The 13206-nt window shown below is 32.3% G+C and carries 12 protein-coding genes; 10 read left to right on the forward strand and 2 right to left on the reverse strand.

Annotated elements, in window-relative coordinates:
- Nucleotides 1-468 precede the first annotated feature (468 nt).
- The 10 genes from HMPREF1630_RS01430 (at nt 469) to HMPREF1630_RS01475 (ending at nt 11140) form a co-directional block, all read left to right on the forward strand.
- On the forward strand, nt 469-1680 hold the full coding sequence (locus tag HMPREF1630_RS01430; protein ID WP_231549496.1) for a dicarboxylate/amino acid:cation symporter: 1212 nt from the start codon (nt 469-471) through the stop codon (nt 1678-1680).
- 94 nt (nt 1681-1774) lie between these two features.
- Nucleotides 1775-2434 (forward strand): L-serine ammonia-lyase, iron-sulfur-dependent subunit beta, encoded by a 660-nt coding sequence (sdaAB, locus tag HMPREF1630_RS01435; protein WP_037326397.1) that lies wholly within the window; start codon nt 1775-1777, stop codon nt 2432-2434.
- A gap of 8 nt (nt 2435-2442) precedes the next feature.
- Entirely contained in the window at nt 2443-3333 is an 891-nt protein-coding gene (gene sdaAA / locus HMPREF1630_RS01440; RefSeq protein WP_037326398.1) for an L-serine ammonia-lyase, iron-sulfur-dependent, subunit alpha, read from the forward strand.
- 689 nt (nt 3334-4022) lie between these two features.
- Complete coding sequence (locus HMPREF1630_RS01445; protein ID WP_081931846.1) at nt 4023-5180, forward strand: radical SAM/SPASM domain-containing protein; 1158 nt, start codon at nt 4023-4025, stop codon at nt 5178-5180.
- Nucleotides 5158-5940 (forward strand): DeoR/GlpR family DNA-binding transcription regulator, encoded by a 783-nt coding sequence (locus HMPREF1630_RS01450; RefSeq protein WP_037326400.1) that lies wholly within the window; start codon nt 5158-5160, stop codon nt 5938-5940. Before HMPREF1630_RS01445 ends, HMPREF1630_RS01450 begins: the two co-directional genes overlap by 23 nt.
- A gap of 206 nt (nt 5941-6146) precedes the next feature.
- Nucleotides 6147-7625 carry a hypothetical protein gene (locus tag HMPREF1630_RS01455; RefSeq protein WP_156095798.1) on the forward strand — a complete coding sequence of 493 codons (1479 nt, stop codon included), beginning with the start codon at nt 6147-6149 and terminating at the stop codon, nt 7623-7625.
- Nucleotides 7626-7633: 8 nt separating this feature from the next.
- Nucleotides 7634-9028: a sulfatase family protein gene (locus tag HMPREF1630_RS01460; protein WP_037326403.1), complete on the forward strand. Its 1395-nt coding sequence runs from the start codon at nt 7634-7636 to the stop codon at nt 9026-9028.
- A gap of 2 nt (nt 9029-9030) precedes the next feature.
- Complete coding sequence (locus HMPREF1630_RS01465; RefSeq protein WP_052039341.1) at nt 9031-9501, forward strand: PTS system mannose/fructose/N-acetylgalactosamine-transporter subunit IIB; 471 nt, start codon at nt 9031-9033, stop codon at nt 9499-9501.
- 9 nt (nt 9502-9510) lie between these two features.
- Nucleotides 9511-10329, forward strand: coding sequence for a PTS mannose/fructose/sorbose/N-acetylgalactosamine transporter subunit IIC (locus HMPREF1630_RS01470; protein ID WP_037326405.1), 819 nt, complete (start codon nt 9511-9513; stop codon nt 10327-10329).
- On the forward strand, nt 10319-11140 hold the full coding sequence (locus HMPREF1630_RS01475; protein ID WP_037326407.1) for a PTS system mannose/fructose/sorbose family transporter subunit IID: 822 nt from the start codon (nt 10319-10321) through the stop codon (nt 11138-11140). The genes HMPREF1630_RS01470 and HMPREF1630_RS01475 overlap by 11 nt, the downstream gene beginning before the upstream one ends.
- A 770-nt stretch (nt 11141-11910) precedes the next feature.
- Here the strand turns inward: HMPREF1630_RS01475 and HMPREF1630_RS01480 are convergent.
- Both HMPREF1630_RS01480 and HMPREF1630_RS01485 read right to left on the reverse strand, forming a co-directional pair.
- Nucleotides 11911-12129 carry a hypothetical protein gene (locus tag HMPREF1630_RS01480; RefSeq protein WP_037326409.1) on the reverse strand — a complete coding sequence of 73 codons (219 nt, stop codon included), beginning with the start codon at nt 12127-12129 and terminating at the stop codon, nt 11911-11913.
- Nucleotides 12130-12275: 146 nt separating this feature from the next.
- Nucleotides 12276-13181, reverse strand: a complete 906-nt coding sequence (locus HMPREF1630_RS01485; protein WP_037326411.1) for an alpha/beta hydrolase — start codon at nt 13179-13181, stop codon at nt 12276-12278.
- Nucleotides 13182-13206 lie beyond the last annotated feature (25 nt).

A 13206-nucleotide genomic window follows, 5' to 3' on the forward strand; every position in this document is an offset into this window, starting at 1 on the left:
AAATCAAAGCCAAAAGTAGGCCTAAGATAGGTTGTATTAGAAAAAATAGGATTTACTTTTATAGCCTATAATTGATGAATCTTGGAGGAGCTAAGGATTTTAATCAAACTAGGAAAAGGTATTCAGAAACTTGACGCCAATCTTAGTGGATAAGATTAGAAAAAAGTTTATCTTAAAACCCATACAAAGCAAGTGAATTTAGGTGCTTTGCGATGATGTTTTTATGTATATTTAGAATGATAGGGAAAGAGAGTTTTTATAACAAACTAATAGGAATATTGACATAATCGCCTTTTTCATATATAATTTAAGTTGATAGAAAAAGATTGGTTTTCTCAGGCATAACCAAATTTATAAATCATTTTTATTTTAGAATTGAGGGCTAAAATTCTAAAGCATGGTCATTTTTAATATTTTTCTGTCAAATTGCAAAGGTTTACACGTTGCTTTATAAACAAGGAGAATAAAATGAAAAAAATTGGTTTAATTCCAAAAATGATTTGTGGTATTATCTTAGGTATTTTAATCGGTACATATTTACCAGAATCAATCGTAAGAATTTTTGTGACATTTTCATCTATCTTTGGTAACTTCTTAGGTTTCATAATCCCACTTATGATCCTAGCCTTCGTTACTAAGGGTATAGCAGACCTTGGTGAAGGTGCTGGCAAGCTATTAGGTATTACAGTAGCTATAGCTTATTGCTCTACACTTGTTGCAGGTTCTGCATCATATTTTATGGCAAGAGCAATCTTCCCAAGCTTTATCAACGATAGCCAAGTAGCAGCAATCCAAGCTGCAGATGAAATTAAACTTGACCCATATTTCACCGTAGATATAGCACCATTCTTTACAGTTACAAGTGGTATCATCTTCGCCTTTATGTTAGGAATTTGTATATCATGGTTGAGAAAAAAAGGATCAGGAGCTTATCTATATGGAGTAGTTGATGAATTTAACAAAATCATCACCCAAGTATTAGCAGTAGCTATAGTTCCAGTCTTGCCATTCTTTATCATGGGTAATTTTGCTAAGATGGCCTTCACAGGTTCTGTATTTGCAGTACTTTCTATCTTCTGGAAAATCTTTATCTGCATCATAGCCCTCCACTTAATTTATATTACAATTATGTTTGTGATATCAGGAGCTTATTCAGGTAAAAACCCATTTGCTATGATTAAAAATGAACTTAGAGGATATTTCACAGCAGTTGGTACCCAATCTTCCGCAGCAACAATTCCTGTAAACTTAGAGTGCGCTGAGGCAAACGGAGTATCTCAACCAATCAGAGATTTTGTAATCCCACTAGGAGCTACAGTTCATATGCCAGGCTCTATGATTACAATAACTGCTTGCGTATTTACTATCTTAACAATGTATAATATGAATCACTCATATGGTCTTATGATCCAACTTATAGCTATCCTAGGTATAGCAATGGTAGCAGCACCAGGTGCACCAGGTGGAGCAATCATGTCAGCTCTTCCATTCCTACCAATCGTAGGTATTAGCCCAGAGTCAGCCATGGCTTCTCTTGCAATTTCCCTATACCTAACCCAAGATTCATTTGGTACAGCTGCAAACATCTCAGGTGATACAGCTTTAGCGGTAGCGGTAGATAAGTTCTATCATAGAAATATATTAGGAGATAAAAACTGGACAGCAGACCCAGTTAAATAAGACGTAAAATTTTGCAATATTAGGGGATGTTAACGAAATATTAATGGAAGTTAATAGGGTTAACAGCCCCTTTATAATTTTAAAAGGAGATATTATGGCAGTAAATTCTTCAATATTTGATATAATGGGACCGATTATGGTCGGACCATCAAGCTCGCATACAGCAGGAGCTTGCAAAATTGGTAATATAGCAAGAAGAATGGTTGATAGAAATTTTAATGAAGTTGATTTCTACCTCCACGGATCTTTTGCCAAAACCTATAAGGGTCATGGCACCAATAGGGCTTTGGTTGGTGGAGTTTTAGGATTTGAACCAGATGATGATAGGATAATAAATTCCTTTGACTATGCAGACAAGGCGGGAATAAAATACGAATTTTTTGAAACTGACCTTGGCGATGTGCACCCAAACACAGTGAAGATAGTCTTTAAGTACGCAGATAGAACACCACTTGAAGTTCAAGGCTCATCTATAGGTGGGGGTGCGATTGTAATTACAAAAGTAAATGGCAATGCAATCGAATACTATGCCAATAAACCAACTCTCTTTATGGCCTATGGCGAACAAAAGGGTGTAATAGCCCACGTGTCAGGGGTTCTATTTGAATATGGCTACAACATCCATATGATGAAAACAATCAAAGATGGCGACAATGTAATGCTAGTTTGTGAGTTAGATGAACCACTAAAAGAAGGCGTCCTTGAAAAAATCAGGGAAGGAAAAGACTTCACCTTCTTGAAATATATAGGATAGGATTAGATATGCTTACTACAATGAAATTATTAAAGGAAAGATGCAAGGAAGAAAATCTTAACCTTTGGCAACTAGCCATAAAAGATGAAATAGAAAATACAGGCAAAAGTGAAGAAGAAATCTTTCAAAGACTTCAAAAAACTTTAGACGTTATGAAAGCCTCGTCCGAAAAAGCTCTTGCAGAAGACGTAAGAAGCGTCACCGGCATGACAGGAGGCAATGCAAAGAAAATGCATGACTACTACCTCAAAGGCGAAGCGGTATTAGGAGAGGTTGCATCAACAGCCATGGCAATGGCATTCTCAACATCAGAAGTAAATGCAGCCATGGGTAGGATAGTAGCAGCACCAACTGCAGGATCAGCAGGCATTATCCCAGCCACCCTCATGACCATGAAACACAAATATAATTGCGACGACAGGAGTCTGTGCGAAGCCCTATTGATATCCACTCAAATTGGCCAGGTCATATTTGATAATGCAACCTTCGCAGGAGCAGAAGGAGGATGTCAGGCAGAAACAGGATCAGCCGCAGCTATGGCAGCCGCAGCAGTATGCTATCTTAGAGGTTATGATGTAGACATCCAAGAAAATGCTGCAACAGCAGCTCTCCTAAACATCATGGGTCTAATCTGCGACCCAATTGGTGGCATGGTAGAGTTCCCTTGCAACCTTAGAAATGCAAACGGCATCATGAACGCCCTAGCAAGTGCCGACATGGCAATGGCAGGAGTAGAAATGTTTGTCACCTTCGATGAAGCAGTAGAAGCGATGAAAAGAGTAGGCGACAGCCTCCCAGAAAGACTTCGTGAAACAGGTGAAGGAGGCATAGCAGTCTGTCCATCATCACTCAAACTAAAAAGAAAATATATAGACAAACTTCCTGAAGAGGAAGAATAGGTTAATTCTTATCCTAGATAAGCTATATTTTTATCCCCATCCAAGATGGGGTATTTTTTCTTATTTACTTAAATGGGTCGAGAAAATAAAAGAATATGTCAAAACTTAATTAAAATATGGTATTTACATAGATTAAATTAGTATAGAAGATGCTGTGAGCCATTTGCGAGATGGATAGTAAATAAAAACAAATGAAAAATTCAAAAACAGTAGTTGGTAAAATGGTGAAAGAAGTGGAATGCTCGACAGCACCAATAGTGGTGTGCCTGTATTAGTATATTATGTGCATTGTGAAAACTACCAGATAAGCTGGTAGTTTTTATTAGAATCATATTACAAATGAGTGTTTGTTATGATTTAATTACATAAATTCATTTTATAAATCTTATATAAAAACCATCTTCGGTTTAATTATAATAATTAACAAATGATTTCTTTAAATAATTAAAACTTTGAACAATTTATAGATGTATCGTAAGATATAATCAACGAAATTTGAATAGTGTTTTGATATATATTTTGTTTTTACCCTATGTAAATAAAATTTTGTTTTCAACTAGGGACTTCTGATAGCTGATAATTTTCTATGAGTATTGAGAATGGAATCTCAGGATCCCTTTTGCGAAAAATTAGCAAAATGTTAAAGATAGAAACAAAGATAAAAGTAGACAAGAATTGTAAAATTGGAGATGTTTTTGGAGGAAAATTTGGATAGCATATCTGTATTGATTAAGCCGGCATCATCATCTTGTAATTTAAATTGTAATTATTGTTTTTATAAGGAAGTTTCATCCTTTAGACAAGATAAGCCTTTGAAAATCTCATATAAAAACATTATTACTATGACTAAGAATATATTTTCAGGTCTTAGAGAAGAGTCTAATGTAAACCTTATTTTTCAAGGAGGTGAACCCACTATTGCACAATTAAAATTTTTTGAAGATTTTATTAAGGGTGTAAATAAATACAAAGGTTCACATCAAGTGAATTATTCTATACAGACGAATGGATTAACAATAAATGATGATTGGTGTGAACTTTTTTTGAGGGAAAATTTTCTTGTAGGGCTTTCAATCGATGCAAACAGAGAAGTGCATGATAAGTATAGGGTTGATTTATCGGGCAGACCAACTTTTGACAGAGTTATGAAATCCAAATTGATTTTGGAAAAACACAAAGTTGAATATAATATTTTGTCTGTATTAACTGAAAGCTTAATAAATAATCCTGATAGAGTTGTTAACTTTATAAAAAAAGAAAACATAAAATATATACAGTTTATTCCTTTTATTAATTCTCTTGACTATAGAAATGAAAATATAATATATCAAAGAAATCTATATAATTTTTATAAAACAATATATGAGTTTTGGAAGGAAGAATTAATTAATGGAAATTATATTTCTATAAAATTAATAGATGATATAATTAATTTGCTAGTTGCTGGTAATATTACTGCTTGTGGTATGGATGGAAGATGCAGGATTTCTTATGTTGTTGAAACGGATGGGTCAGTTTATCCTTGTGATTTTTATGCTTTAGATGAATTTAAAATAGGGAATATTTTTGAACAACCCTTGGTAGAAATGGATGAGGAAAAGATAAGAATCTTTTTAGAATACAATAATACATATAGAGAAATAAGTTTGTGCAGTGATTGTAAGTTTTATGAGATTTGCATGGGAGGATGCAAGCGTTTAAGAGGCTCAATCTATATTGATAAAGACAGCAGTATATGTCCATTTAAAAATATTATTAATTTAATAATTGAAGATTTACACTCTATATTATATCTAATTCTAAGAAGCAATACTGGAGGAAGCATTGATAAGGGAAGAAAGATTTGATCGTATATTAGCAAAAGTTGATGAAAGTGGTTATGCATCAGTTACTGACTTATCAAAACTTGTGGGAGTATCAGAAGTTACACTAAGAAGAGATTTAACTGATTTAGAAAATAAAAATTTATTGAAAAAAGTACATGGTGGTGCAAAGTCTTTAAAAAAATTTTTTGATAAAAATGAAAATTATCAGAATAAGATGGCTCAAAATGTTAGTTTAAAAAAAGAAATTGCCGAATTGGCATCCAAAGCTATCGAAGATAAAGATATAGTTTTCTTGGGTGCTGGAGCAACATCATATTTTATAACTGAGCATATTCATGAAAAAGAAATCACAGTGATTACTAATTCTCAAATTATATTAGATGTTTTATCGAATTATAAAAATATTAAATTGATTTGTATAGGTGGTACATATAGGCGTGAAACAAGAAGCTATATAGGTCCATTGTCAGAAAAAGTTGTTTCGGATATGAGGTTTAATAAATGTTTTATAGGTGTTAATGGAATTGATATCGAAAACGTATATACATCGTCCTTGGAGGCATCAATACTGTATTCCAAAGTATTAGACAACTCTACAAATAAATATATAATTGCAGATCATAATAAATTTAATGTTGTTGACTTCTCATCATTTTATAAAACCAAAGATATATCTACGATAATAACAGATGATCAAATAGATAACACACTAATGAGGCAATTTGCAAGGAAATTAAGTATTATAAATAAGAAAATTTATAATAAAACTATAAATAATTGATAATTATAAACAGTCATGGGATTTTTGTAATCTTATGACTGTTTTTTAATAATAAATTTATTGTTGACAAAATTATAATCGTAAATTATAATAAAATAAAATAAGAAAAAGAACAAAAATAATCAATAATGAAAGTGAGCGTATCCGTGAAAAGTAAACTCAAAAAGCTATGGGGATCTATGCATGATAACCTTCATAGTAATCAAATGAAAGAAATAGATGAACATATTGAGTTCATAAAAGAAGTTTATGATTTTTGGCCAATTGCCTATTATCCTTTCGGAATGAGTAAAAATCATAATGGTTTTTCTCTGGAAGATTTGTTGGATGAGAAAATAATAGAAAATGACTGGGAAATTATAAGAAAAAAAACCATAGAACAGAATAACTTAGGGTATCCAATGTTTATGGGATATGAATGGCAAGGTAGCGGAGAAGATGGAGATCATAATTTATTCTTCGTTGATAATGACTATAATATGTATCATCCTCATAGATATAATAATTTAAAGGATTATTATGAAGTTGGAAAATTTATAGCAATACCCCATCATATCGCCTATAAATTAGGTAATAGAGGCAAGAATTGGTCAACACATGATGAGGCTATATCACCTTTTGCTGAAATTTTTTCATCACATGGCTCTAGTGAGACAGACTTTACAGAAATGCCTATGGCTAGGCATATACACATGGGACCTAGGGTAGAGAATACCTCTTATAAATCAGGATTGTTAAAAGGTATTAAAATAGGATGCATATGCTCTGGAGACAATCATAAATTTTCAGGACAATATGAAAACGGTAACATGTGTGTGCTTGCTAGAGATAATTCAAAAGAAGCTATATGGGAGGGTTTGCTTAATGGCAGAGTTTATGGTCTTTCAAAAGGAAGGATGGATATTGATTGCTATTTAGATAATCATATTATAGGCTCTACAGTAAAAGCATCTTCGAATTCTAACTTGGAAGTTAGTGTAATTGGTGACTATGCTATAGACAGGATTGAAGTTCTTAAGGACGAAGTTCTTGAATATGCTTATTATAATTCTGGCAAGTGGGAAAATAAAGTCTTGCCGAAAGAATTTAAAATGAAGACAAAAATTGAATTTGGTTGGGGACCGGATATTAGAATATTCAAGGATTTAACTTCAAAAAAATGGGATGTCACACTAAAGACTACTGGTAAAATATTGGATGTTGAGAAAAATTGGAATAGCTTTGGTCAAAAAATAATCAGTCAGGATGATAAGGAACTTCGTTGTGAATTGACAACTAGAAAAAGTACGGATTCTGGTAAATGGATGGCTAGTTCTGATGTTAAAAATGAAGCATTTACCCTGGAACTATTTGGTAGCTTGGAGGATGAGTTGAGGGTTTATGTTTTTGGTAATGAATATGTTTATAAATATAAAGAGTTGTTGACCGGATCAGTGATTGAAAATGATGAAGAAGCAGTAAAGAAATTATTGATGGATAGATACTCTTTGAGTAGTTTTTATAGAAATGATTCTTGGTGGCACAATTCATATAAATTCAAAATTTATCAAGCGGTTCCTGAAGAAGCGTATACTTGCAAATTTAATAGAAAAATATCTACAATCGGAGCTAAAAGTATTAGGATAAAAGTTTTTCAAAAGAATGGTGCGGTTGCATTTGTTAGTCCAGTATTTATAGAGGGTTAAATAAAAAAATGAGAAAGATAAAGAATGTCTTTTACATCCATACTCACGATACAGGCAGGATAATAAATCCGTATGGATATAATGTATCATCAAACAATTTAACTAATTTTTTTAGAGATTCACTTACTTTTCAAAAAGCTTTTTCTGTAGCCCCTACTTGTTCACCAAGTAGGGCGGGATTGTTAACTGGTAGTTTTCCCCATCAAGTTGGAATGCTAGGACTTGCTCAAAGAGGTTTTGTTCTTGATTATACAAAACATATGGCACAATTTCTAAAGAATAATGGATTTATTACAGTCTTATCTGGAGTTCAACATGAATGTGAGTATTACACTGATCATAGTAAAGCCTATAAAAATCTAGGATATGTCTATGATTTAACATCTGATTCTAGTAAATACAGTGAAGAGGATTTGTTAATTTGGGATAAGGAAAATTCTAAGATTTTATGTGATTGGTTAAGAGATTATAGTGATGAAAAACCGTTATTTGTATCTTTTGGACTACATGGAACTCATAGAAAATACCCATCCTTTATTGATAAAGAATTTGTGGTCAATGAATCTGTACCACCAGATAATATTGTAAACAATCCTAGCAACAGAGAAGATTTTGCTAAATATAAAACAAGTTTAAAAATGACTGATGAAACAATAGGAGGTGTTTTAAATGTTTTAAAAGAAATGGGATATTTTGAGAATAGTTTAATTTTCATAACAACAGATCATGGCATAGCTTATCCATTTTCAAAGTGCTCATTAAAAGATTCTGGAGTAGGTGTTATGCTAGCAATACATACTCCATCAAATGAAAACAAGGGAAAGACGTTTGATGGATTGATATCACAACTAGATATATTTCCGACTATATGTGATTTTTTGGAAATAGAAAAGCCAGAATATTTGCAAGGAAAAAGTTTTATAGATTTATTAGAAAAAAATAGTGATATAGATCAAATAGTAATAAACGAAAATGTTTATTCTGAAAACAATTTCCACACTTCATATGAACCATGCAGGAGTATAAGGAGTGAAAGGTATAAATATATCAGATATTTTGATAAAAGTTATAATAGAATAAATTTTTCGAATATTGATAATTCGCCAGCTAAAGAATTTTTGTTAGAGAATGGATTGCTTGAGTTGGAAAAAGATGAAGAACAATTCTATGATTTGTATTACGATAAATATGAAAACAACAATCTCATTGATAGTGATGGTTACCAGTTGATAATTGATGAGTTTAGGCAAAAGCTTTATGAAAAAATGCTAGAAACCGATGATCCTCTATTAGAAGGAGAATTGAAAATTTTAGATAATTGGAAAGTTAATAAAAAAGAATGCATTGAAGCTGGATCTAAAAACCCTGAAGATTATATTAGTTTAGGAAGAAAAAAGGAATAAATATGGATATTAAAAATGTTAGAATAGATAGCAGGGGTCTACACGGACAGGTTGCTGTATCATGGATCCCAAATTTACATATTGATAGAGTGGTTATAGTAGATGATGAAATTGTAAGAAATGATGTTCAAAAAAAGATAATAAAGATGGCTTGCCCAGAGGGGGTGAAATTATCAATTATAGATATAAATAGGTTTAAAGAGAGACTTGATGAACAGGATGCATATCCTAATCAATCTGTTATGGTAATTTTTACAAGGGTTCAAAGTTTGAAATATTTAAGTGACTATGCAGATAAGATAAAAGAAATAAATATTGCAAATGTGAGTAACAAGGAATCTAGCGAATTAATCACAAAAACAGTTTATCTTACCGAAGAAGATAAAAAAATATTGAGTGATATTCAAAAACTGGGTGTTAGTTTTTATTATCAGATGGTTGTTGGAAGCAAGAAAGAAGGATTGGAGTTTTAGGAGATTTATATGACTTTATTGCAAGCAGCTTTGATAGGTATTTTTGCATACCTAGGAAGAAATCAAGTTCCATGGTTATTTGGAACAACAGGTGGATTTTATGGTATAGGAAGACCACTTGTAGCTGGTCTCATAGTAGGATTGATATTAGGAGATGTTAAAGGTGGAGTGTTGTGTGGTGTTGCTGTTCAAGCAATATTCATAGGTCAGATTGTACCAGGAGGTGCTCTACCATCAGATTTGAATTTAGCAGCATATGTTGGTATCCCACTAGCATTAATTTCTGGAGGCGATACAAATACTGCCGTGGCATTTGCCGTAACATTAGGAGCTATAGGTGTACTTTTTCATAATTTATCAATGACTCTAAATTCATTTTGGGTACATAGAGCTGATAAATATGCCTTAAATGCTGACACTAGACAAATAAAAATATCAAATATTTGTGGAACATTAATACCTTTTGTAGAAAGATTTGGAATAGTAACATGTACTTTATATTTTGGATCTGAATTTGCTCAAGATATCATTGCAGCAATGCCTGAAAGTTTAACTAAAGTTTTAGGTGTAGCTGGTTCTCTTTTGCCAGCTTTAGGATTTGCTATTTTATTAAATCAAGTTATCAACCAAAAATGGCAAGTATTACTATTTGTGTTTGGTTGGGCCATTATGTCATCATTTGAAATGACAACAACAACTGTATTAGTTATTGCTATAGCAATATCTGCATTATATGTAAAATCTATTTATGAGAATAATGGAAAAGAAGTTATTTTGTCACCTAATGTTGAAGAAGAAATACCTGAGGATTATAACTATGAAGAATGAAAAAATTTTATCAAAAAAAGATGTTTCTAAAGCAGCCTGGACATGGATGTTTTTCCATCATTGTGCTCAAAACTATGAAAGGATGCAAGGTCTTGCTTACGCACATACACTAGCAGATCCTTTGGAAAAAATATATAAAGATGACAAAGAAGGTTTATCTGAAGCCTTGAAAAGAAATCTTGTTTTCTTTAATACTGAACCACAAATTGGGTCAATAGTACCTGGTATATCATTAGCTTTAGAGGAAGATTATTATTTAGATAAGGAAAATGATGATCCAAGCCTCATGATAAATTTAAAGAATTCATTAATGGGACCGTTAGCGGGTATAGGTGATTCTCTACTTGTTGGAACTATAAACCCTATATTGTTAAGTATAGGAATTGGTTTAAGTCAAGAAGGTTCTTTTATTGGGCCATTAGTATTTCTAGCTTTATGGCTAATGATTGTGATTCCTTTAAAATATTTCTTATTTATTAAAGGATATGACCTAGGACTTGATGCTGTTAATATTATTAGCGACACTAAAATTAAAAATATGGTTACAACTTTCTTGTCAATCGTAGGATTAATAGTAATTGGTGCTGTAGCATCTACAACTGTAAAAGCACCACTTGCTTTAGAATTTGTTTCAGGAGAAATGGTTGTAAAACTTCAAGATGTTTTTGACAAGGTAATGCCAAAATTTTTACCATTAATATTAACATTGATATCATATTATTTGGTTAGAAATAAAAAATGGTCTGCTAACAAGCTTCTCCTTGCAATATTCATATTTTCGGCAGTAATGGCTTTGTTAGGCATAATGTAGGATGAACTACAAATATTATTAAATCTAATTTTTTAACCATAAAAAATAGCTAAGATTTATAGAAAATTTAAGATATAAAGGACTATGAATGATTTAAATATTTTATAATCATAGCATATTGATTAATTTTATAAGAATATTTTATATATCCCAGACTGAAAGAAGTAAATGGTTATCTAAATATGGAATATATAGAACTTGTATTTTTCTAAATGGAGATTTAGTTAGATTAAAATTTGGCTTAAGCATTAGTGATATGAAATAAAAAATCAATAATCGATTTTTCAAATAAGAAAAAATTAATATTTTTTTAAAAGACAAAGAAGAGCGTCAACAAGCCTACTAATAAATTGGGTTTGATGGCGCTTTTTCTATTATAGTTTAATTTAATATCGTCTTTTAAATCATTTTACAATTATATAAATTGTTAAATGAAATTGTTTTAGCAATAATAATTTAGTATTTAAACAAAAGTTATTTCGTTTTAAGGTACTTTCTTTTGTAGTCTTCTTCAGAAATTTCATTTAAAAGGCCCGAACATTTGAGGATTGATTTTTTTAACATAGGTCCTTTCGGTATTTTCATTTTATTTTTTTTAAATTACTCTTTTTAGGTCCTGGTTTAGTCTGTCTGTTGTGATATCTAAGGCTTCCTTAGAGGCGGCTTTTATATCGTTGGAGTTGTATATCTCAAGGCTCATAAGGGAAATCTGGGGCTTTTAGAAATTTTTTGAAATGTTTTTCATTGGTCTCGTAGTGTTTTTATTAGCCCTAATCAAGGCCGTCTATATAAAAATCTTTTTTAAAAGAATCTTTAAGGTCCTTAATTCTAGCCTTTTGATCGTCCTTGCCAGGCAACGTTATATCAAAGTCCTTAGCTGCAAAGTTGGGGGGGGCGATGTCCTTTATCACAAAGTCCCTGCCACATGATTCCCAGCCGCCAACTATAATTAAAATTGGAAGATTAAGGTCGGAGTAAACCCTAGACATCTTGCCAAGTCTGACCTCTTAAAATCCTGAAATTCTAGCTTTCTATTTATAGAAATAATATTAGCCATAAATGCTATTCGTTCATATTTTTAATTTATTTTCACCCCTCCAAAAATAATTTTTATAAAAAAAGAGGCTTGTGCCTCTTAAAAGTTTTTGAAAAATCTACTCATTTCCTCAAAGACTTGCTCGCTTTCGTCAAGGTTTGGGTGGGAGAAGGCAAAGCTGTGACCTAGGGGATAGGAGTCGTTTTTCTTAAAATCTAGGAATTTATTTTTTATATTTTTTGCGTCTAGGATTTTTTTTAGGGCGAGCGCCTGGGACCTGATAAAATCTTCTTCGCTAGTTGCGATTATAGTTTTTGGCAAGGTGGTATGCTTTAGGGCTCTTAGGATGTCATCTGTAAAAGGAATTTCTTCATCACTGAGACTACGTCTAGTAGGTTCGTTGATTAGAGCAAGGGATCCTGTTTTCATAAGTCCAGTCATGGGAGAAATAAAACCCATAGCTGAGATATTTATGTTTTTGGCAGGGATGCAAAAGATTTTCCTGAAGTTCTCATCTTTCATTAGGGCGTAGGCAGCCAGTGTCAGAAAAGAACCAGCAGAATCCGACATAAGAAAAAAATCTTCGGTATAAAGACCTAACTTGCTAGCATTTTCCACAAGATAAGTAAGTCCATCAACCACATCCCTTATTTGGTCTTTGAAAGTGACATTTGGCAAGAGCCTGTAGTTGACATTAGCGACATTAAACCCAAGTTTTGCCAGACAAACACAAGCCTGTTTGCAAATTTCCTTAGTCCCATAAACAAGGCCACCACCATGGACATTAACCACAGTAGGAAGGATTTTGCCGGTAGAATTTCCATAATATATATCAAAGTTATGGTAAAAATCTCCGTCATCCTTGTAGGCAAGGTCAGAAACAACCCTCACCTCACCTGTAGAATAATTTGCGCAAGCCAAACAGCTCTCGTCTTTTTTTCTTAAGATTTTAATAATATCCTCAAGACCCAAATCAGGATAGAGGTCCTTTTTGTTTTCATTCATAAAATTCCAACTTTCCACTTCTTAT

Origin of the sequence: Anaerococcus lactolyticus S7-1-13 (assembly GCF_000758765.1) — a bacterium.
Classification (GTDB): domain Bacteria; phylum Bacillota; class Clostridia; order Tissierellales; family Peptoniphilaceae; genus Anaerococcus; species Anaerococcus lactolyticus.

Coding starts and splice junctions, on each gene's coding strand:
- HMPREF1630_RS01430 (WP_231549496.1), top strand. CDS start 469: ATGAAAAAAATTGGTTTAATTCCAAAAATGATTTGTGGTATTATCTTA.
- sdaAB (WP_037326397.1), top strand. CDS start 1,775: ATGGCAGTAAATTCTTCAATATTTGATATAATGGGACCGATTATGGTC.
- sdaAA (WP_037326398.1), top strand. CDS start 2,443: ATGCTTACTACAATGAAATTATTAAAGGAAAGATGCAAGGAAGAAAAT.
- HMPREF1630_RS01445 (WP_081931846.1), top strand. CDS start 4,023: ATGTTTTTGGAGGAAAATTTGGATAGCATATCTGTATTGATTAAGCCG.
- HMPREF1630_RS01455 (WP_156095798.1), top strand. CDS start 6,147: ATGAAAGAAATAGATGAACATATTGAGTTCATAAAAGAAGTTTATGAT.
- HMPREF1630_RS01460 (WP_037326403.1), top strand. CDS start 7,634: ATGAGAAAGATAAAGAATGTCTTTTACATCCATACTCACGATACAGGC.
- HMPREF1630_RS01465 (WP_052039341.1), top strand. CDS start 9,031: ATGGATATTAAAAATGTTAGAATAGATAGCAGGGGTCTACACGGACAG.
- HMPREF1630_RS01470 (WP_037326405.1), top strand. CDS start 9,511: ATGACTTTATTGCAAGCAGCTTTGATAGGTATTTTTGCATACCTAGGA.
- HMPREF1630_RS01475 (WP_037326407.1), top strand. CDS start 10,319: ATGAAGAATGAAAAAATTTTATCAAAAAAAGATGTTTCTAAAGCAGCC.
- HMPREF1630_RS01480 (WP_037326409.1), bottom strand. CDS start 12,129: ATGTCTAGGGTTTACTCCGACCTTAATCTTCCAATTTTAATTATAGTT.
- HMPREF1630_RS01485 (WP_037326411.1), bottom strand. CDS start 13,181: ATGAATGAAAACAAAAAGGACCTCTATCCTGATTTGGGTCTTGAGGAT.